General features: G+C 73.4%; 18 protein-coding genes and 1 pseudogene. 8 read left to right on the top strand and 11 right to left on the bottom strand.

All coding sequences use genetic code 11. The annotated features are described in order from the left end of the window. The first annotated feature begins 7 nt into the window (after positions 1–7). The 3 genes from ybeY to B1H29_RS24765 are packed head-to-tail and all read left to right on the top strand — an operon-like array spanning position 8 to position 2,162. Positions 8–505: an rRNA maturation RNase YbeY gene (gene ybeY, locus B1H29_RS24775; protein ID WP_055416838.1), complete on the top strand. Its 498-nt coding sequence runs from the start codon at positions 8–10 to the stop codon at positions 503–505. Further along, a complete protein-coding gene (locus tag B1H29_RS24770) occupies positions 502–1,806 on the top strand; it encodes a hemolysin family protein (protein WP_055416839.1) in 1,305 nt (434 codons plus the stop codon). Before ybeY ends, B1H29_RS24770 begins: the two co-directional genes overlap by 4 nt. Continuing rightward, positions 1,803–2,162, top strand: a complete 360-nt coding sequence (locus B1H29_RS24765; protein WP_055416840.1) for an MmcQ/YjbR family DNA-binding protein — start codon at positions 1,803–1,805, stop codon at positions 2,160–2,162. Before B1H29_RS24770 ends, B1H29_RS24765 begins: the two co-directional genes overlap by 4 nt. Here the strand turns inward: B1H29_RS24765 and B1H29_RS24760 are convergent. Beyond that, on the bottom strand, positions 2,124–3,608 hold the full coding sequence (locus tag B1H29_RS24760; RefSeq protein ID WP_055416841.1) for an MFS transporter: 1,485 nt from the start codon (positions 3,606–3,608) through the stop codon (positions 2,124–2,126). The two genes, B1H29_RS24765 and B1H29_RS24760, sit on opposite strands and share 39 nt — an antisense overlap. 104 nt (positions 3,609–3,712) lie before the next feature. Here B1H29_RS24760 and B1H29_RS24755 point away from each other — a divergent pair, with 104 nt between their 5' ends. The 3 genes from B1H29_RS24755 (at position 3,713) to era (ending at position 6,021) form a co-directional block, all read left to right on the top strand. Beyond that, the gene (locus B1H29_RS24755; protein WP_055416842.1) at positions 3,713–4,606 is read left to right on the top strand and encodes a helix-turn-helix transcriptional regulator; all 894 of its coding nucleotides are present in this window, start codon (positions 3,713–3,715) and stop codon (positions 4,604–4,606) included. Positions 4,607–4,643: 37 nt separating this feature from the next. Further along, entirely contained in the window at positions 4,644–4,997 is a 354-nt protein-coding gene (locus B1H29_RS24750; RefSeq protein WP_055416843.1) for a hypothetical protein, read from the top strand. A gap of 70 nt (positions 4,998–5,067) precedes the next feature. Beyond that, a complete protein-coding gene (era, locus tag B1H29_RS24745) occupies positions 5,068–6,021 on the top strand; it encodes a GTPase Era (protein WP_055416844.1) in 954 nt (317 codons plus the stop codon). 46 nt (positions 6,022–6,067) lie between these two features. Here era and B1H29_RS24740 read toward each other — a convergent pair whose 3' ends face one another. Beyond that, a complete protein-coding gene (locus B1H29_RS24740; protein ID WP_055417726.1) occupies positions 6,068–7,207 on the bottom strand; it encodes a carbohydrate kinase family protein in 1,140 nt (379 codons plus the stop codon). A 139-nt stretch (positions 7,208–7,346) separates the two neighbouring features. On the opposite strand from B1H29_RS24740, the pseudogene B1H29_RS39485 reads away from it, so the two are divergent. Beyond that, positions 7,347–7,595, top strand: a pseudogene (locus B1H29_RS39485) (MFS transporter); the annotation flags it as partial. Positions 7,596–7,717: 122 nt separating this feature from the next. Here the strand turns inward: B1H29_RS39485 and B1H29_RS24730 are convergent. The 5 genes from B1H29_RS24730 to B1H29_RS24710 all read right to left on the bottom strand — a co-directional run bounded on the left by B1H29_RS24730 (position 7,718) and on the right by B1H29_RS24710 (position 13,968). After that, positions 7,718–8,716 (bottom strand): adenosine deaminase, encoded by a 999-nt coding sequence (locus B1H29_RS24730; RefSeq protein WP_055416846.1) that lies wholly within the window; start codon positions 8,714–8,716, stop codon positions 7,718–7,720. 20 nt (positions 8,717–8,736) lie between these two features. Beyond that, the gene (locus tag B1H29_RS24725; RefSeq protein ID WP_055416847.1) at positions 8,737–9,642 is read right to left on the bottom strand and encodes a ribonuclease Z; all 906 of its coding nucleotides are present in this window, start codon (positions 9,640–9,642) and stop codon (positions 8,737–8,739) included. 7 nt (positions 9,643–9,649) lie between these two features. Continuing rightward, positions 9,650–10,003 (bottom strand): histidine triad nucleotide-binding protein, encoded by a 354-nt coding sequence (locus B1H29_RS24720; RefSeq protein WP_055416848.1) that lies wholly within the window; start codon positions 10,001–10,003, stop codon positions 9,650–9,652. Between the two features lie 105 nt (positions 10,004–10,108). After that, complete coding sequence (locus tag B1H29_RS24715) at positions 10,109–13,315, bottom strand: S41 family peptidase (RefSeq protein WP_055416849.1); 3,207 nt, start codon at positions 13,313–13,315, stop codon at positions 10,109–10,111. 119 nt (positions 13,316–13,434) lie between these two features. Then, on the bottom strand, positions 13,435–13,968 hold the full coding sequence (locus B1H29_RS24710) for a hypothetical protein (RefSeq protein ID WP_079160438.1): 534 nt from the start codon (positions 13,966–13,968) through the stop codon (positions 13,435–13,437). Between the two features lie 71 nt (positions 13,969–14,039). On the opposite strand from B1H29_RS24710, the gene B1H29_RS24705 reads away from it, so the two are divergent. Next, positions 14,040–14,402 carry a hypothetical protein gene (locus tag B1H29_RS24705; RefSeq protein ID WP_055416851.1) on the top strand — a complete coding sequence of 121 codons (363 nt, stop codon included), beginning with the start codon at positions 14,040–14,042 and terminating at the stop codon, positions 14,400–14,402. A gap of 342 nt (positions 14,403–14,744) precedes the next feature. On the opposite strand, the gene B1H29_RS24700 is transcribed toward B1H29_RS24705, so the two are convergent. The 4 genes from B1H29_RS24700 to hrcA all read right to left on the bottom strand — a co-directional run bounded on the left by B1H29_RS24700 (position 14,745) and on the right by hrcA (position 18,830). Continuing rightward, positions 14,745–15,494, bottom strand: coding sequence for a 16S rRNA (uracil(1498)-N(3))-methyltransferase (locus B1H29_RS24700; RefSeq protein WP_055416852.1), 750 nt, complete (start codon positions 15,492–15,494; stop codon positions 14,745–14,747). Continuing rightward, a complete protein-coding gene (locus B1H29_RS24695; protein ID WP_055416853.1) occupies positions 15,491–16,576 on the bottom strand; it encodes a nitronate monooxygenase in 1,086 nt (361 codons plus the stop codon). Before B1H29_RS24695 ends, B1H29_RS24700 begins: the two co-directional genes overlap by 4 nt. Positions 16,577–16,676: 100 nt before the next feature. Beyond that, the gene (dnaJ, locus tag B1H29_RS24690; RefSeq protein ID WP_055416854.1) at positions 16,677–17,813 is read right to left on the bottom strand and encodes a molecular chaperone DnaJ; all 1,137 of its coding nucleotides are present in this window, start codon (positions 17,811–17,813) and stop codon (positions 16,677–16,679) included. Further along, the gene (gene hrcA, locus B1H29_RS24685) at positions 17,814–18,830 is read right to left on the bottom strand and encodes a heat-inducible transcriptional repressor HrcA (RefSeq protein ID WP_055416855.1); all 1,017 of its coding nucleotides are present in this window, start codon (positions 18,828–18,830) and stop codon (positions 17,814–17,816) included. Between the last annotated feature and the right edge of the window lie 53 nt (positions 18,831–18,883).

Raw genomic sequence — 18,883 nt, 5'->3', positions numbered from 1 at the left:
CACGACCATGTCGATCGACGTCAACAACGAGTCCGGAACCGAGGTCGACGAGCGGGCGATCCTCGACATCGCCCGCTACGCGCTCGCACGGATGCGCATCCACCCGCTCTCCGAGCTCTCGGTGATCGTCGTGGACGCCGACGCCATGGAGCAGCTCCACATCCAGTGGATGGACCTGCCGGGCCCGACGGATGTCATGTCCTTCCCGATGGACGAGCTGCGCCCGCCGGCGAAGGACGTGGACGAGCCGCCGCAGGGGCTGCTCGGCGACATCGTGCTCTGCCCGGAGGTCGCCGCCAGGCAGGGCACCGAGGCACCGACGCAGCACTCCATGGACGAGGAGCTCCAGCTCCTGACCGTCCACGGGGTGCTGCACCTGCTCGGCTACGACCACGAGGAGCCGGACGAGAAGGCCGAGATGTTCGGTCTGCAGGCCGCCATCGTGGACGGCTGGCGTGCGGAGAAGGGCCTGACCGGCCCGTCCCCGGCCCCGACCGTCTCATGAGCCTCCCGCTACTGGCCGGTGCGGTCGCCCTGGTGGTGATCGCCTGGCTCGCCGCGTGCGCGGAGGCGGGGCTCGCCCGGGTCTCCAGCTTCCGCGCCGAGGAGGCGGTACGGTCCGGGCGGCGCGGCGCCGTGAGACTCGCCAAGGTCGCCGCCGACCCGACGCGCTATCTGAACGTGGCGCTGCTGGTCCGGGTCGCCTGCGAGATGTCGGCCGCCGCGCTGGTCACGTACGCCTGTCTGCAGGAGTTCGACGGCACCGGCGAGGCGCTGGTGATCGCCATCGCGGTCATGGTGCTCGTCTCGTACGTCGCCGTCGGGGTGTCCCCGCGCACCATCGGACGCCAGCACCCGCTGAACACGGCGACCGCGGCGGCGTACGTCCTGGTGCCACTGGCCCGGATCATGGGGCCCGTCCCGTCGCTGCTCATCCTCATCGGCAACGCCCTCACCCCCGGCAAGGGTTTCCGCCGGGGCCCCTTCGCCTCCGAGGCGGAGCTGCGCGCACTGGTCGACTACGCCGAGAAGGAGTCCCTGATCGAGGCCGAGGAGCGCCGCATGGTGCACTCGGTGTTCGAGCTGGGCGACACCCTGGTGCGGGAGGTCATGGTCCCGCGCACCGACCTCGTCGTCATCGAGCGCTACAAGACCATCCGGCAGGCGCTCACCCTCGCCCTGCGGTCCGGTTTCTCGCGGATCCCGGTCACCGGGGACAGCGAGGACGACATCGTCGGCATCGTGTACCTGAAGGACCTGGTCCGCCGGACGCACATCAGCCGGGACGCGGAGAGCGACCTGGTCTCCACGGCGATGCGCCCGGCGTTCTTCGTGCCGGACACCAAGAACGCCGGTGACCTGCTGCGCGAGATGCAGAAGGAGCGCAACCACGTCGCCGTCGTCATCGACGAGTACGGCGGCACGGCGGGCATCGTCACCATCGAGGACATCCTGGAGGAGATCGTCGGCGAGATCACCGACGAGTACGACCGTGAGCTCCCGCCGGTCGAGGAGCTGGGCGAGGACCGCTTCCGGGTCACCGCCCGCCTCGACATCGGCGACCTGGGCGAGCTGTACGGCCTGGAGGAGTTCGACGACGAGGACGTGGAGACGGTGGGCGGTCTGCTGGCGAAGGCGCTCGGCCGGGTGCCGATCGCCGGTGCCTCCTCGATCGTGGAGCTGCCCGACGGCCGCGAGGTGCGGCTGACGGCGGAGGCCGCGGCGGGCCGCCGGAACAAGATCGTGACGGTGCTGGTGGAGCCGGTGGGCGCGGTGGAACCGGCCGAGGAGGCCGCGTCGGAATGACCCCCGGGGAACTGCGCGCCTTCTGTCTGTCCTTCAACGCCGCGGTGGAGGACTTCCCCTTCGATCCGGAGATCTCGGTCTTCAAGGTGCTGGGGAAGATGTTCGCGCTGCCCTCGCTGGACGGGCGTCCCCTCACGGTCAACCTCAAGTGCGACCCGGACGAGGCGATCCGGCTGCGCACCGCCCACCCGGGCCTGATCGTCCCGGGCTGGCACATGAACAAGCGGCACTGGAACACGGTGACCGTGGACGGCGGGCTCCCGGACCGTGTCGTCCGGGAGCTCGTGGAGGACTCGTACGACCTGGTGGTCGCCGGCCTACCGCGCGCGGAGCGGCTCCGCCTCGACCGTTCCTGAGCCCGTCGTCCGGCGGGTCCGCAGCCCGGCCGCCACCAGCGCGGCCGCCGCCAGCACGATCACCGCGTCCAGGACGAGCACCGTGTGGACGCCGGACATCAGGTCGCTGGAGGTGGTGGCCAGGACGCCCAGCAGCGGGATGCCGACGGTGACGCCGACCTGCTGGGTGGAGGTGACCAGGCCGGTCGCCAGTCCCTGCTCCTCGTCGGGGACGCCCGAGGTGACGGTCAGGCCGTAGGAGATGATCGCGCCCAGGTGGCACATGCTGGCCAGCGAGACGGCGGCCGTGGCCAGCACCACCGACCAGCCGCCCTGCCCCAGCGCCAGCAGGGACAGGACCAGGACACCCTGCCCGGCGAGCGAGCCGACCAGGGTGCGGCGTGCGCCGAAGCGACCGATGACGCGGGGGGCGTACGAACCGGCCACCACCGACAGCACACCCTGCACACCGAAGACCAGACCGGTCTCGAAGGCGGTCAGGCCCAGGATCTCCTGGAGGTACAGGGTCAGCACGAAGACCACCGTGGACATCATCGAGAAGGTGACGAGTCCGCCCAGGTTGCCCCACGCCACCGTGCGGCGCCGCAGCATCGGCAGGGAGACCAGTGGCTGGTCGGTGCGGGACTCGACGAGCGCGAAGGCGGCCAGGAGCAGCAGGCCCGCGACGAGGGTGACGAGGACGTCGGTGCGGCCGAAGCCGTGTTCGGCGGCCGTCGACAGGGCGTAGATCAGGGCGAGCAGGCCGCCGGTGACGGTGACCGCGCCGGGGACGTCGAGGCGGGGCCGCTCCGGGACGGGGGCACCGCCCATGCCTTTGACGCCATGGGGGAGGGACTCGGGCAGCAGGGCCGGGGCGAGGGGCAGCACGACCAGGGCGAACAGCGCCAGCAGGCCCATGGTGGAGCGCCAGCTCAGCAGGTCGGTCAGCACTCCCCCGGCCACCATGCCGACGGTGAAGCCGAGCGAGAGCAGGGTCCCGGAGATGCCGAGGGCGCGGTCGCGGGCCGGGCCCTCCGGGAAGGTCGTCGTCAGCAGGGACATCCCGGTCGGGACGATGGCCGCCGCGCCGAGGCCCTGCAGGGCGCGTCCGGCGAGGAAGGAGGCCGGGTCCCAGGCGAAGGCGGCCAGCAGCGAGGCGGCGCCGAAGAGCGCGAGGCCGGCGAGGAACAGCCGACGGCGCCCGTACAGGTCGCCCATGCGGCCGAAGAGCAGCAGGAACCCGCCGGACGGCAGCGCGAACGCGGTGACCGCCCATTGGAGGGCGGAGGTGCTCATGCCCAGGTCCGCGCCGAGGACGGGCAGTGCGACGTTGAGGACGGAGAAGTCGAGCGCGACCATGAACTGGGCCGCGCAGAGCACGAACAGGACGAGCCGGTCGCGGGGCGAGAGCCGGGGAGCGGCCGGCTCGGCGACTGGGGCGGTGGTTGAGGTGGTGTCGATCGCCATGGACAGGAGCCTGCGGGCCCCGGAATAGGCGTGGGGAGCGGCAAGTTGTCCTGGTGGTGGCGCCACCAGCCACCACCAGCGGGGCCACCGGGGGGAGTACGTACGTGCCGGACGTGATCGTGAGGGCCGGGGCGGTGGGCAGGGACCGTCGCCGCAGTGAGCTGCGGGAGTTCCTGATGAGCCGGCGGGCCCGGGTCTCCCCCGCCGACGTCGGTCTGCCGGACGGCGGGGCACGGCGCCGGACGCCGGGGCTGCGCCGCGAGGAGGTGGCCGTGCTCGCGGGGGTGGGCGCCTCCTGGTACCAGTGGCTGGAGCAGGGCCGCGACATCTCCGTGTCCCCGCAGGTCCTGGACTCCGTGGCCCGGGTGCTGCGGCTCAGCAACGCCGAACGCCGCCATCTGTACGTGCTGGCCGGGCTGAACCCGCCCGCGCCCGAGGTGGAGCCGGCGAAGCGGGACATGTGCGAGGGGCTGCGGCGGCTGATCGACACGTGGATGCCGTATCCGGCGCACATCATGGACCGGTACTACAACTGCGTGATGTACAACGACGCGGCGGCGACGGTGCTGGGCATGCGGCCCGGGACGACGTGGAACTGCATCGTCGACTTCTTCACCGACCCGCTGTACCGGGCCCGCGCCCGCAGTTGGGAGGAGAACGCGCGCACGGTCGTCGCCCAGTTCCGGGCCACCTGCGCGGCCAACCCGGATGACGAGGGGTTCCAGCAGGTGCTGGCCGACCTGAAGGAGGCCAGCGCCCAGTTCGCGGCGCTGTGGGAGGAGCGGGACATCGAGGACGCCGGGCAGATCCGCAAGGAGCTGGACCACCCGCTGGTCGGGCTGCTCAGCCTGGAGTCGACGGCGCTGAAGGTGCCCGCGCGGCCCGATCTGACCATCGTGCTGCACACGCCGCTGGACGAGGCGAACAGCGCGGCGAAGCTGGAGTGGCTGGCCTCGCCGGAGGGCCGGCGCGGGGCGATGTACCCGGTGGCGGGGTGATCGGCCGGCGGTCGGCGGGGCTACGTATGCTCGCCTCATGACCGAGACTCCCGCCCTCGATCCCGAGGACCGCAAGATCGTCACCCTGGCCCGTTCCGCACGGGCCCGCAACGGCGTGCCCGAGGGCGCGGCCGTACGCGACGAGACCGGCCGTACGTATGTCGCCGGGACCGTCGGCCTGGACTCGCTGAAGCTCAGCGCGCTGCGGACGGCGGTGGCGATGGCGGTGGCGTCCGGCGCCCGGTCGCTGGAGGCGGCGGCCGTGGTGACGGAGGCGGAGTCGGCGTCGGAGGAGGACCGGGCGGCGGTACGGGACCTGGGCGGTCCCGGGACGCCGGTTCTCGTCGCGGGCCCGGACGGCACCGTGCGCGACACGGTGAGCGCGGGCTGACCCGGGCGTCGCGGGCCCGTCGGGCGACCGTGGTACGGCGGGGCTCCGGGGATCAGGGACAATGGGCGCCATGAGCGTTCGTACCCAGTCATCCGAAGAGTCGGCCGAGGCTGTCCACAGGGCCGGTTTCGCCTGCTTCGTGGGCCGTCCCAACGCGGGCAAGTCCACCCTCACGAACGCTCTGGTCGGGCAGAAGGTGGCGATCACCTCGAACCGTCCGCAGACGACCCGGCACACCGTGCGGGGCATCGTGCACCGCCCGGAGGCACAGCTCATCCTGGTGGACACCCCGGGGCTGCACAAGCCGCGCACACTGCTGGGCGAGCGGCTCAACGACGTCGTGCGGACGACGTGGGCCGAGGTGGACGTCATCGGTTTCTGCCTGCCGGCCAACGAGAAGCTGGGCCCCGGGGACCGCTTCATCGCCAAGGAACTGGCGGGGATCAAGAAGACCCCGAAGGTCGCGATCGTCACCAAGACCGACCTGGTGGACTCCAAGACGCTGGCCGAGCAGCTCATCGCGATCGACCAGCTCGGCCAGGAGCTGGGGATCACCTGGGCGGAGATCGTGCCGGTGTCGGCGACCGGGAACGAGCAGGTGGACCTGCTCGCGGACCTGCTGATCCCGCTGCTGCCCGAGGGCCCGACGCTCTACCCCGAGGGCGACCTGACCGACGAGCCCGAGCAGGTCATGGTCGCGGAGCTGATCCGGGAGGCCGCGCTGGAGGGCGTCCGGGACGAGCTGCCGCACTCCATCGCGGTGGTCGTCGAGGAGATGCTCCCGCGCGAGGACCGTCCCGCCGACAAGCCGCTGCTGGACATCCACGCCAACGTCTTCATCGAGCGTCCCAGCCAGAAGGGCATCATCATCGGCCCCAAGGGCAAGCGCCTCAAGGACGTCGGCATCAAGTCCCGCAAGCAGATCGAGGCCCTGCTCGGTACCCCCGTCTTCCTGGACCTGCACGTCAAGGTCGCCAAGGACTGGCAGCGCGACCCGAAGCAACTTCGGCGACTCGGGTTCTGAACCCTTCCGGCGGCCTTTTCGGCGGCGCTCCCGGGGCCCTGCCCGGTCAGGCCGGGGGGCGGAAGCCGATGGTCGGGACCGCGCGGCGCAGCGGCCACGGGGCCACCAGGTCGTCCGGTACCAGGTCCGCGAGGAACGCGTAGCGCCGCAGGGCCGTCGGATCCTGCTCCCGGACCGACTGGACCTTGCGCCACCAGGTGGCGATCTCGCACCAGCCGGGCGCCGACAGGGAGCCGCCGAACTCCTGGACGGAGAGGGCGGCGGTCAGGCCGGCGAAGGCGAGGCGGTCGGCCAGCGGCCAGCCGGCCAGCGTGCCGGTGACGAACCCGGCGACGAAGACGTCCCCGGCGCCGGTCGGGTCCAGGGCCTCGACCTCGATGGCCGGGACCTCGGCGCTCTCCCCGGTACGCCGGTCCACCGCGTACGCGCCGTCCGCGCCGAGGGTGACCACGGCGAGCGGCACGTGCTCGGTCAGGGCGTGCGCGGCGGCCCGGGGGCAGCCGGCGCCCGTGTAGCGCATGGCCTCCTCCGCGTTCGGCAGGAACGCCTCGCAGTGCGCGAGGTCGGGCAGCCCGGCCAGGTCCCAGGCACCGGTGTCGTCCCAGCCGACGTCGGCGAAGACGCGGGTGCCGCGCCCGGCGGCCTGGGCGATCCAGGGGGCGCGGACGCCGGGCGTGAGGGAGGCGACGGCGGCACGGGCGCGGGGCGGGCAGTCGGGGGTCGGTTCCTCGGGCGGCGGCTCGTGGCCGTGGGAGACCATCGTGCGCTCCCCCTCGTACGCCATCGAGACCGTCACCGGCGAGTGCCAGCCGGGCACGGTGCGCGAGGGGCTCAGATCGATGCCCTCGCCCTGGGAGAGGGCGTCCCAGCAGTAGTCGCCGTAGTGGTCGTCGCCGAAGGCCGCGGCCAGCGAGGTGCGCAGGCCCAGGCGGGCCAGCGCGGTCGCCATGTTGGCGATGCCGCCCGGGCTCGACCCCATCCCGCGTGCCCAGGACTCGGTCCCGCGCACCGGGGCGGAGTCGAGCCCCGTGAAGACGACGTCGAGGAAGACGGTGCCGGTCAGATACACGTCCCAGGGCGGGTCCTGCGGTGTGCGCAGGGCGGCGAGGGGATCGACCTGGGCGTGGCGGTGCGGTGCCTCGTCCGGGACGTGGGCGTGGCGGTGTGTTCTCTCGTCGGCCGGCATGACGGGCATGGCGGGCACGTCGGACGCGGTGGACACGGTGGACGCTGTCACGGTGCGCTCCCTGGCATGGTGCGGACCCCGCCAGTGTGCACCACGCCGGGGACGGGGCGGCGGCGTCCGGGCCGGTGGCCGTCAGGCCCTCGGTGCCGGTCTGCTGCTGGTCGCCGTACCGATGACCGCCGTCGCCCTGCACACCGGAGGACGCCCGCTGCTGCCCGGCGCGATCCGCCGCCGCGGCGGCACCCCGGCCGCCCTGGTCGCCGCCGCCACCGGCACGCCCAGCGGTGCCGTGCCCGAGGTCGGGGCCACGGAGCAGCCGGGCGTGGAGATCGACGTGGAGGCCCGGGCCGGCCCGGTCCGGCACGCCTACGAGACGGCGGGCCCCGGTCGGCGGCGGCCACACCGGGGGCCGGGACGGGCTGAGTCCTGCGCGGTTCCCCTCCTGCGCGGTCCCCTTCCTACGGGGGCCTCTACGCGGTACGCCGAGTCGGTACGCCTGGGTCGGTACGCCTAGGCGGACGGGAACTCGTAGGCCTCGACCTCGGCGAGGCAGCGCGCCCGCAGTTCCTCGTCGTCCTCCAGGAAGGAGGCGAGGAAGGAGTTGCGGGCCAGCTCCCGCAGCCGCTCCTCGGTGAGACCGAGGGCCTGGCGTACGGCGTCGAAGTTGTCGCCCGCGTAGCCGCCGAAGTAGGCCGGGTCGTCGCTGTTGACCGTGCACATCAGCCCGGCGTCGAGCATCGCGGGCAGCGGGTGGTCGGCGAGGGTGTCGACCGTGCGCAGCCGTACGTTGGACAGCGGGCACAGGGTCAGCGGGACGCGCTCGCGCACCAGCCGCTCGACCAGCGCCGCATCCTCCACCGAGCGCAGGCCGTGGTCGATCCGCTCGACGCCCAGGACGTCCAGGGCCTCGGTGACGTACTCCGGCGGCCCCTCCTCGCCCGCGTGCGCGACCCGGCGCAGGCCGAGGGCGGCGGCGGCCTCGTACACCTCGCGGAACTCGACCGGCGGGTGGCCGACCTCGGCCGAGTCCAGGCCGACGCCGGTGATGCGGTCGAGGTACGGCTTCGCGGCGTCCAGGGTGGCCAGCGCCGACTCGGCGGACTCGTCGCGCAGGAAGCACATGATCAGCCGGGTGGAGACCCCGTGGTTCTCGCGGCTGGTGCTCAGCGCCCGCCACAGCCCCTCCACGACCGTGCCCATCTCCACGCCCCGGGCGAGGTGCGCCTGCGGGTCGAAGAAGATCTCCGCGTGCCGCACGCCCTGCGCGGCGGCGCGGGCGAGGTAGGCGTTCGCGAGGTCCGCGAAGTCCCGCTCGGTGCGCAGGACGGCCATGAGCTCGTAGTACAGGTTCAGGAAGGACTGGAGGTCCTCGAACCGGTACGCCTCGCGCAGCGCGTCCGTGTCCGCGTAGGGCAGGGACACGCCGTTGCGGGCGGCCAGCTCGAAGGCCAGCTCGGGTTCCAGGGTGCCTTCGATGTGGAGGTGCAGTTCAGCTTTGGGCAGGGGCATCAGAGAATCGTACGACCGTCTTACCGGCGTTTCGGAACCGGGACTCTCAGCAGGTCGTGGGCCACGGTCAGCTCACCGTCGTAGCCGGCCGCCCGGGCCTGCCGCTCGAACTCCTCCGGATCCGGGTAGCGCTGGCTGAAGTGCGTCAGGACCAGGTGCCGTACGCCCGCGTCCCGGGCGACCCGCGCCGCCTGGCCGGCGGTGAGGTGGCCGTGGTCGGTGGCGAGCGCCTCGTCCTCGTCGAGGAACGTGGACTCGATGACCAGCAGGTCGCAGCCTTCGGCGAGCGCGTGCACGCCCTCGCACAGCCGGGTGTCCATGACGAACGCGAACCGCTGGCCGCGCCGGATCTCGCTGACCTCGTCGAGCGGGACGCCGTTCAGCGAGCCCTCGCGCTGGACGCGGCCCACGTCGGGGCCCTCGATGCCGTGCGCGGCGAGGCGTTCGGGCAGCATGCGGCGGCCGTCGGGCTCGGTGAGGCGGTAGCCGTAGGACTCGACGGGGTGGGAGAGCTTGCGGGCGTCCAGGGTGTAGGCGGGGGTGACGGCCAGGGGCCCGTCCGTGGCGACCGGGGCCTCGGTGAGGGCGACCGTCTCGCGGTAGGCGGTGGCGTACCGCAGTCGCTCGAAGAAGCGCCGGCCGGAGCGCGGGTAGTGGGCGGTGACCTCGTGCGGCACCTGGTCGAGGTTGATGCGCTGGATGACGCCGGCCAGGCCGAGGCTGTGGTCGCCGTGGAAGTGCGTGACGCAGATCCGGTTCAGGTCATGGGCGGCGACCCCGGCGCGCAGCATCTGGCGCTGCGTGCCCTCGCCGGGGTCGAACAGGATGCCCTCGCCGTCCCAGCGCAGCAGGTAGCCGTTGTGGTTGCGGTGCCGGGTCGGGACCTGGCTGGCGGTGCCGAGGACCACGAGTTCGCGTACGGACACGGGACGCCTAGCCGGGGGGCCATTCGAGGCCGCGGCCGCCGAGGACGTGGGCGTGGGTGTGCCAGACGGTCTGGCCCGCGCCGCTGCCGGTGTTGAAGATGGTGCGGTAACTGTCCAGTTGCTCCTGCTCGGCGACCGCCCGGGTCTCGCGCAGCACGTCCGCGGCGAGTTCCGGGGCGCCTTCGGCGAGGGCGGCGGCGTCCCGGTAGTGGGCCTTGGGGATCACCAGCACGTGGGTGGGTGCCTGCGGGTTGATGTCCCGGAAGGCGACGGTCGTGTCCGTCTCGCGGACGATCGTCGCGGGGATCTGACCTGCGACGATCTTGCAGAACAGGCAGTCGTCCCGTGGTTCCCCTGTCATGGGGCTCTCCTCACGCCGGTGATCTTCTACGGCATCGTATCCGGGTCGGTGTCCGGCGCACCGGGCGCTCGGGTCACCGCCGCGGCGGCTGGGCGGGGTCGGCGGTTAGGGCAGGGCCGGCGGCGTCTTGGCCGGGGTCTCCTCCAGTGCCGCCAGCGCGAGCCCGACCGCCTCGTCCAGTTGGGGATCGCGGCCCGCCGCGTGGTCCTGCGGGCGCTGGGGGACCTCGACGTCGGGGTCGACGCCGTGGTTCTCCACGCCCCAGCCGTAACCCTCCAGCCAGAAGGCGTACTTGGGCTGGGTGATCAGCGTGCCGTCGACCAGGCGGTAGCGGCTGTCGATGCCGATGACGCCGCCCCAGGTACGGGTGCCGACGACCGGACCGATACCGAGCGCCTTGATCGCGGCGTTGACGATGTCGCCGTCGGAGCCGGAGAACTCGTTGGCGACGGCGACGACCGGGCCCCGGGGCGCGTCCAGCGGGTAGCTGGCCGGCCGCATGCCGCGCGGCAGGTCCCAGCCGACGATGCGCCGGGCGAGCTTCTCGACGACCAGTTGGGAGGTGTGGCCGCCGCGGTTCTCGCGGACGTCGACGACCAGGCCCTCCCGGGCCACCTCGACGCGCAGGTCGCGGTGGATCTGCGCCCAGCCGGGGGCCTGCATGTCGGGGACGTGGAGGTAGCCGAGCCGGCCGCCGGACTTCTCGTGGACGTAGGCGCGGCGGTCGGCGACCCAGGCGTGGTAGCGCAGGGGCTCCTCGTCGGCGAGGGGGACGACGACGGCGTGCCGCAGCTCGCCGCCGCCGGACGGGGAGATGGTCAGCTCGACCGGCTTGCCCGCCGTGCCGACCAGCAGCGGGCCGGGCCCGGTGACCGGGTCGACGCGCTGTCCGGCGACCGCGACGATCGCGTCCCCGGCGCGCACGGCGACGCCGGGCGCGGCGAGCGGGGAACGGGCGTCGGGGTCGGAGGTCTCCGAGGGCAGGACGCGGTCGATGCGCCAGGCGCCGTCCTCGTGCCGGGAGAGGTCGGCGCCGAGCAGTCCCTGCCGGGCGCCGGAGCCGTGGCCGCCGCGCGGGGTGACGTAGGCGTGCGAGGTGCCGAGTTCGCCGTGCACCTCCCAGAGGAGGTCGACGAGGTCGTCGTGGGTGGCGAGGCGGTCGAGGACGGGCCGGTAACGGTCGAGGACGCCGTCCCAGTCGACGCCGTTCATGTCGGCCCGCCAGAAGTGGTCCCGCATGATGCGGCCGGTCTCGTCGTACATCTGCCGCCACTCGGCGGCCGGGTCGACGGTCTGCCGCACGCGGCTCAGGTCGACGGTGATGTTGGTGTCGCTGTCCTCGTCGCCGGAGGCCCGCCGGTCACTGGGGACGACCTTGAGGCGTCCGTCGGTCCACAGCAGCACCCGCTTGCCGTCGCCGCTGACCTCGAAGTGGTCGGCGTCGGCGGCGAGGTGCTCGACGCGCTGCTGGGCGAGGTCGTAGCGCTCCAGCTCGGTGTGCGGGTCGGGGTCGTCCGGGGTGGCGCGGGAGGCACCGAGGACGCCGGTGACCGGGTGGCGCAGCCACAGGACGCCGTCCTTGGCGGCGCGCAGCCGGGAGTAGCGGGCGGCCTCGACCGGGAAGGGCACGATGCGGTCGGCGAGGCCCTCGATGTCGATCCGGGTGGTCGGGGTGCCCTCGCTGTCGGGGGTCTCCTCCCGGTCCGGGGTCTCGAAGGGCCGGCCGTGGCGCTGCGGGCCGAACGGCGACGGGGTGGTCGCGGCCAGCGTGATCAGGTACGGGCGGGCGCCCTCGACGAAGGCCAGGTCGAAGACGTGCTCGTCGTAGACCGGGTCGAAGGAGCGGGTGGAGAGGAAGGCGAGGTGCTTGCCGTCCAGGGTGAAGGCCGGCGAGTAGTCCTTGAAGCGCAGCGGGGTCGCCTCGCTCACCGACAGGTCGGTGGTGTTGGCGAGCTTGAGCTGGCGCAACGGGTCGGGGCCGGGGTGGGACCAGGCGAGCCACGCGGAGTCGGGTGAGAAGACCAGCCCGGAGGCGTCGCCGTCGTCGCTGCGGTCGACCTCGCGGACCTCGCCGGTCTCCCGCTCGACGAGCAGCACCCGCCCGTCGTGCGAGGCGACGGCGGCGCGGCTGCCGTCCGGCGCCATGGCGAGGGCGAGCACCCGGCCGAGCTGTCCGGCGGCGAGGCGGCGGGCCGTGGCGCCGGGCGCGAGTCCGGTGGCGGGCGCGAACTCCAGGGCGTCGTCGCCCTCGGCGTCCGTCACCCACACCACCCACTCCTCGCCGTCCGCGCGGAAGGTGCGCGGCAGCCGGGTGCGGACGCCGGGCGTCGCCGCGAGCGCGCGGGCCGGTCCGGCGCGGTGGGTGACCCAGTGCACGCCACCGCGTACGGCGACGGCGCTGCCGCGCGCGGTGTGGTCGGGTGACGCGGAGCCGAACCAGCGGGCGGCGTTGACGGGGTGGGCCTGGAGGTCGACGCGGGTGCCGCCGAGGCGGATGTCGAGCCGGCGCGGCTCGGCGCCGTCCAGGTCGTCCAGCACCCACAGTTCACCGGCGGAGGAGTAGACGACGCGGACGCCGTCGGTGGCGGCGTGCCGGGCGTAGAAGCCGTCGATCGGTGTGTGCCGGCGCAGGTCGGAGCCGTCGGCGAGGGAGGAGTAGAGGGCGCCGGTGCCCTCGTGGTCGGAGAGGAACGCGATCCGGTCGCCGACCCAGAAGGGGTACTCGACGTTGCCGTCGAGGTCGCCGTGCAGCCGGGTGAACTCCCCGGCCTCCCCGGCCTCTTCGGCGTCGATCCACAGCTTGCCCGCCGTGCCGCCCCGGTAGCGCTTCCACCAGGCGGCCTCGCGGCCCATCGGCGCGGACAGCAGCACGGTGCGCGGCCCGTACGCGACGTCGCCGACGGGCCCGTACGGCAGGGTGGCGGCCGGTCCCCCGTCGAGCGGGACGGCGCGGGCCCAGCTTCGGCGCAGGCTGGCCTGACCGTAGGTGCTGAGGGCGAGGACCCGACCTTCCGGGGTCCAGCCGCGTACCTGGGTCTTCAGGCTGCCCCAGTGGGTGAGGCGCTTGGCGGGGCCGCCGTCGGCGGGGGCGACGTGCACCTCGGGGGCGCCGTCGCGTGTGGAGGTCCAGGCGACCGTGGTGCCGTCGGGCGAGATGCGCGGGTGGTTCACCGGCACGTTGTCGGCGCTGACCCGCCAGGCCCGGCCGCCGTCGAGCGGGGCGAGCCACACGTCGTCCTCGGCGGTGAAGGCGACCAACTCGCCGTGCGGGTGCGGAAAGCGGAGGTAGGCAGGCGCTGCGGGCTGTGTCACCCCCTCACCCTATGCAGGGGCGGGGTCCGCCGACAGAGGTTTGGATCACTTACCGGCCACGGCACGCGCGGGGCCGCCCACGGCACGCGCAAGGCCGCCCACGGCACGCGCAGGGCCGGCTACTTGCCCTCCACCGGCCGGCAGTGCGGGTCGTCCGGGCACCAGATGGTGCGGGTGACGGTCACGGTGGGCCCGGGCCCCTGCTGGGAGGGCCGGTTCACGGGCGGGGCGCTCGTGGCGTCGCAGTCGCCCAGCCCCTTGACCCGGAACCACTCCTTGCCGTCCACCTTGGCGGTGAGATCACCGCGCACACAGGCGCCGTTGACGACACGGGTCACCTCGCCGTCGACGGTGATGTCCTGTCCGCCGTCGGTCTTCCCCTCGCAGTGGACGGCGGCGACGGTGTCCTCGCCCGCCGAGGCGGTGGCACCGTCGTCCCCGAAGGAGGCGGTGCAGGTGAGCCACCGCACCTTGGCCTTCTGCCGCTCCAGTTCCCGCGTCACGGTCTGGTCGGTCGTGTACGCCACCGACGCGGAGCTGAGCCCGCCCGGTTCGCACGCGACGACACCGCCGACGGCGACGACCGCGCTCCCCGCCACCCATGCCACTCGCGGCCCGCGCGGCCGCCGCCAAATCCGCCTCAATGCCCCCATGGAGGGCAGCCTGCCACCGGTGCGGGGCGGGCGGTAGGGCGCATACGGCCACTCCTCACTACCGTGGGCGCATGCACAGCGGACGGCGGCGCAGAAGGCTCGTAGTGGACGAAACCACGACGTACGTGTGGTCGGTGCGGCACCGGCACAGCGTCTCGGGGCCCTGCCAGGAGGTACTCAGCCTCACCCGGGAAGGGATGAGGACGAGGGTTCTTCTGCTGTTCCGGGGCGGCGAGGGGCGGTTCGTCCCCGACGGCTTCCTGCCCTCGGGCTGCGTGGCCGTGGGGGACGCGTCGCTCAACCTGCACGAACCCGGTGTCGTACGGGGTTTCATCGACGAGGCGGCCCGGCGTGGGCTGCTCGACCGGCCCGCGGAACTGAACGGATGGGACCTGTTCGCGGCGGTCGCCGCGGCCCGCTCGGCGGACGACTGAACGACGGCCGCCGAAATCGGGCACCCTCGGGGCCGGGGGGCGGCGGTCGGCGGTCGGCGGTCGGCGGGGCCAGGGACCGTCGGAGCCGGTGGCGTGCGGGACCGGCGGCCTGCGGGACCACGGGCCTGCGCCTGCGCCGTGGGGCCAGGGCCCGCGGGGCCAGAGGCAGTCGGGACCGAGGGCCCGCGGGACGGCGGCCTGCGGGACCGGCGGCCTGCGGGACCACGGGCCTGCGCCTGCGCCGTGGGGCCAGGGCCCGCGGGGCCAGAGGCAGTCGGGACCGAGGGCCCGCGGGACGGCGGCCCGCGAGGGCAGCGGCCGTCGGGGCGGTGGTCCTCGCCGTCAGGACCAGCGGCCGGTGCGGGCCAGGAGTACGGCCGTCGCCGCGGTGCCGGCGGTGGAGGTGCGCAGGACGCTGCGTCCCAGGCGGTAGGGCTTGGCGCCGGCCCGGGCGAAGAGGGCCAGCTCCTCCGGGGAGACCCCGCCTTCCGGCCCGACGACCAGCACGATGTCACCGGCGGTGGGGAGTTCGACGGCGGCCAGGGGCTCGTCGCCGCTCTCGTGGAGTACGGCGGCGAATTCGGCGTCGGCCAGAAGCGAGGCAACCTGCTTGCTCGTCGCCGCGTCCGCGACGTCGGGGAAGCGGACCCGGCGGGACTGCTTGCCGGCCTCCCGGGCCGTCGCCCGCCACTTGCCGAGTGCCTTGAGGCCGCGGTCGCCCTTCCACCGCGTGACGCAGCGGGACGCCGCCCACGGCACGATCGCGTCGACACCGACCTCGGTCATCGTCTCGACGGCCAGCTCCCCGCGGTCGCCCTTGGGCAGGGCCTGGACGACGGTGACACGGGGCCGCTCCACCGGTTCCTCGTGGACCGTCTCCAGCTCCGTGACGATCAGACGGTCCTTGCCCTCGGCGGCCTTCACCACGCCCTCGGCCCAGCGTCCGCGTCCGTCGGTGAGGACGACGTCCTCGCCGGCCCGCAGCCGCTTCACGGAGACGGCGTGCCGCCCCTCGGGGCCGTCCAGGACGTACTCCCCCGCGGGCAGGTCCCCCGGCCGGAGGGAGTCGACCACGAACACCGGTGCCGTCATCGGCCCGTACCTCCCGTCGCGTACGCCGACAACGCCGCCCCGGCCGAGGCGAGTTCGGCGGCCAGCACCTCCACGAGCCGGCCGGCGGGCAGCTCCCGGGCCATCCGGTGGCCCTGTCCCGCCCAGAGCGCCATGCCCTGCGCGTCGCCCGCCTTCGCCGCCGCCTTGCGCAGCGGGGCGGTGAGGTGGTGCACCTCCGGGTAGGCGGCGGGGGCGTAGGGGCCGTGTTCGCGCAGGAAGCGGTTGACCAGGCCGCGGGCGGGGCGGCCGGAGAAGGCGCGGGTGAGTTCGGTGCGGACGAACAGGGGGTTGGTCAGCGCCTGCTTGTGCAGGGCGTGCGCGCCGGACTCGGGGGTGGCGAGGAAGGCGGTGCCGAGCTGGGCCGCGCTCGCGCCGGCCGCGAGGACCGCGGCGATCTGACCGCCGCGCATGATGCCTCCGGCGGCGACGATCGGCAGGCTCACCGCCTCCCGGACCTGGGCGACCAGCGACAGCAGTCCGGTGCCGGCACCGCCCGTCTCGGGGTGGTCCCGGTGGGTGCCCTGGTGTCCGCCGGCCTCGGCGCCCTGCGCGATCACCGCGTCCGCGCCGGACCGCTCGACGGCCCTGGCCTCCTCCGCCGTGGTCGCCGCGACCAGGGCGAACGAGCCGACGCGGTGCAGGGAGTCGACGACCTCGCGGCTCGGGACGCCGAAGTGGAACGACACCACCGGCACCGGGTTGTCCAGCAGCACCGCGAGCTTGGTCTCGTAGCCGTCGTCCCGACCGCACTCGGGGTCGCCGAGCTCCGTCTCGTACCAGGCGGCCTCGCCGGCCAACTGGTGGGCGTAGACGCCGACGGCGGCGGGGTCGGCCGTCTCGGGCTGCGGCATGAAGAGGTTGACGCCGAAGGGGCGGTTCGTCAGTCCCCGGAGCTGCTTGATCTCCTGGTACATCCCGTCCGCGGTCTTGTACCCGGCGGCGAGGAATCCCAGCCCGCCCGCCTCGCAGACCGCGGCGGCGAGCTGCGGCACGGAGACGCCGCCCGCCATGGGCGCCTGCACGATCGGGTAGGGGAAGAGATCGGTCAGTGCGGAGGACATGACCGCATGTTGTCACGTCCTCCGAACAAGTCCGAATCCGGGCTTCCGTTGGCATACGCCAGGAGCATCCGCATCGGGAAGCCCCTGGCGGCGGCCGATGTCAGCGCCCGTTGAAGGCGTCCTTCAGGCGCGAGAAGAGCCCCTGCTGCCCCGGCTGGAACTGCCCCGTCGGACGCTCCTCGCCACGTAGCTTGGCCAGCTCGCGCAGGAGGCGTTCCTGCTCGGGGTCGAGCTTGCTCGGGGTCATGACCTCGACGTGGACGATGAGGTCACCCCGGCCGCCGCCGCGCAGGTGCGTGACGCCGCGGCCGTGCAGCGGGACCGACTGGCCGGACTGGGTGCCCGGGCGGATGTCGATCTCCTCCATGCCGTCGAGCGTCTCCAGCGGCACCTTGGTGCCGAGGGCCGCCGCCGTCATCGGGATGGTGACCGTGCAGTGCAGGTCGTCCCCGCGCCGCTGGAAGGTCGAGTGCGGCAGCTCGTGGATCTCGACGTACAGGTCGCCGGCGGGGCCGCCGCCGGGGCCGACCTCGCCCTCGCCCGCGAGCTGGATCCGGGTGCCGTTGTCGACGCCGGCCGGGATCTTCACGGTCAGCGTGCGCCGGGAGCGGACCCGGCCGTCGCCCGCGCACTCGGGGCACGGGGTCGGGACCACGGTGCCGAAGCCCTGGCACTGCGGGCAGGGGCGGGAGGTCATGACCTGGCCCAGGAAGGACCGGGTGACCTGCGACACCTCGCCGCGGCCGCGGCACATGTCACACGTCTGGGCCGACGTGCCGGGCGCCGCGCCCTCGCCGTTGCAGGTGTTGCAGACGACGGCCGTGTCGACCTGGATGTCCTTGGTCGTGCCGAACGCGGCCTCGTCCAGCTCGACCTCGATGCGGATCATCGCGTCCTGGCCCCGGCGGGTGCGCGAGCGCGGTCCGCGCTGCGACGCCGTGCCGAAGAAGGCGTCCATGATGTCCGAGAAGTTGCCGAAGCCACCCGCGCCGAAGCCGCCCGCGCCGCCGCCGGCGGCCTGCGAGAGGGGGTCGCCGCCGAGGTCGTAGACCTGCTTCTTCTGCGGGTCCGACAGCACCTCGTAGGCGGCGTTGATCTCCTTGAACCGCTCCTGGGTCTTCGGATCGGGGTTGACGTCCGGGTGCAGCTCGCGGGCGAGCCTCCGGAACGCCTTCTTGATCTCGTCCTGGGACGCGTCGCGGCGTACGCCGAGTACGGCGTAGTAGTCCGTGGCCACCTACGACTCCGCCAGGATCTGTCCGACGTACCGTGCCACTGCGCGTACCGCTCCCATCGTTCCCGGGTAGTCCATGCGGGTCGGTCCGACCACGCCGAGCTTGGCAACCGCCTCGCCGCCCGAACCGTAGCCCACCGACACGACGGACGTGGAGTTGAGTCCTTCGTGGGCGTTCTCATGACCGATACGGACGGTCACGCCCGGATCCTTCGCCTCGCCGAGCAGCTTGAGGAGCACGACCTGCTCCTCCAGCGCCTCGAGGACGGGTCGGATCACCAAGGGGAAGTCGTGCCCGAAGCGGGTCAGATTGGCGGTGCCGCCGATCATCAACCGCTCCTCGTTCTCCTCGACCAGCGTCTCCAGGAGAGTGGAGAGCACCGTGGAGACCGTACCGCGGTCCTCGGCCTCGAAGGCCTCCGCCAGATCCTCCACCAGGCTCGGCACGTCCGAGAAACGGCGCCCGGCCACCCGGCTGTTGAGCCGCGCGCGCAGGTCCGCCAGGGACGCCTCGCCGAACGGCGCCGGGCAGTCCACCATCCGCTGCTCGACCCGGCCGGTGTCCGTGATCAGCACGAGCATCAGGCGCGCGGGCGCCAGGGAGAGCAACTCCACGTGCCGCACGGTCGAGCGGGTCAGCGACGGATACTGCACGACGGCGACCTGCCGGGTGAGCTGCGCGAGCAGCCGCACCGTGCGGGCCACCACGTCGTCGAGGTCGACGGCGCCCTCCAGGAAGTTCTGGATGGCGCGCCGCTCGGGCGGGGTCATCGGCTTGACGCCGGCCAGCTTGTCGACGAAGAGCCGGTAGCCCTTGTCGGTCGGAATGCGTCCGGCGCTGGTGTGCGGCTGGGCGATGAACCCCTCGTCCTCCAGGGCCGCCATGTCATTGCGCACGGTGGCCGGGGAGACGCCGAGGTTGTGCCGCTCGGTGAGCGCCTTGGAGCCGACCGGCTCCTCGGTGCCCACGTAGTCCTGGACGATGGCGCGCAGCACCTGGAGCCTGCGTTCACTCAGCATTCGCGCGCACCTCCAGCATGTCGTCCGCCCGGCGTCCTGACCGTCTCACTGTC

The sequence above is a fragment of the Streptomyces pactum genome (assembly GCF_002005225.1).
GTDB classification, from domain to species: Bacteria; Actinomycetota; Actinomycetes; order Streptomycetales; family Streptomycetaceae; genus Streptomyces; species Streptomyces pactum_A.
This window is presented reverse-complemented; position numbering and strand designations above follow the sequence as displayed.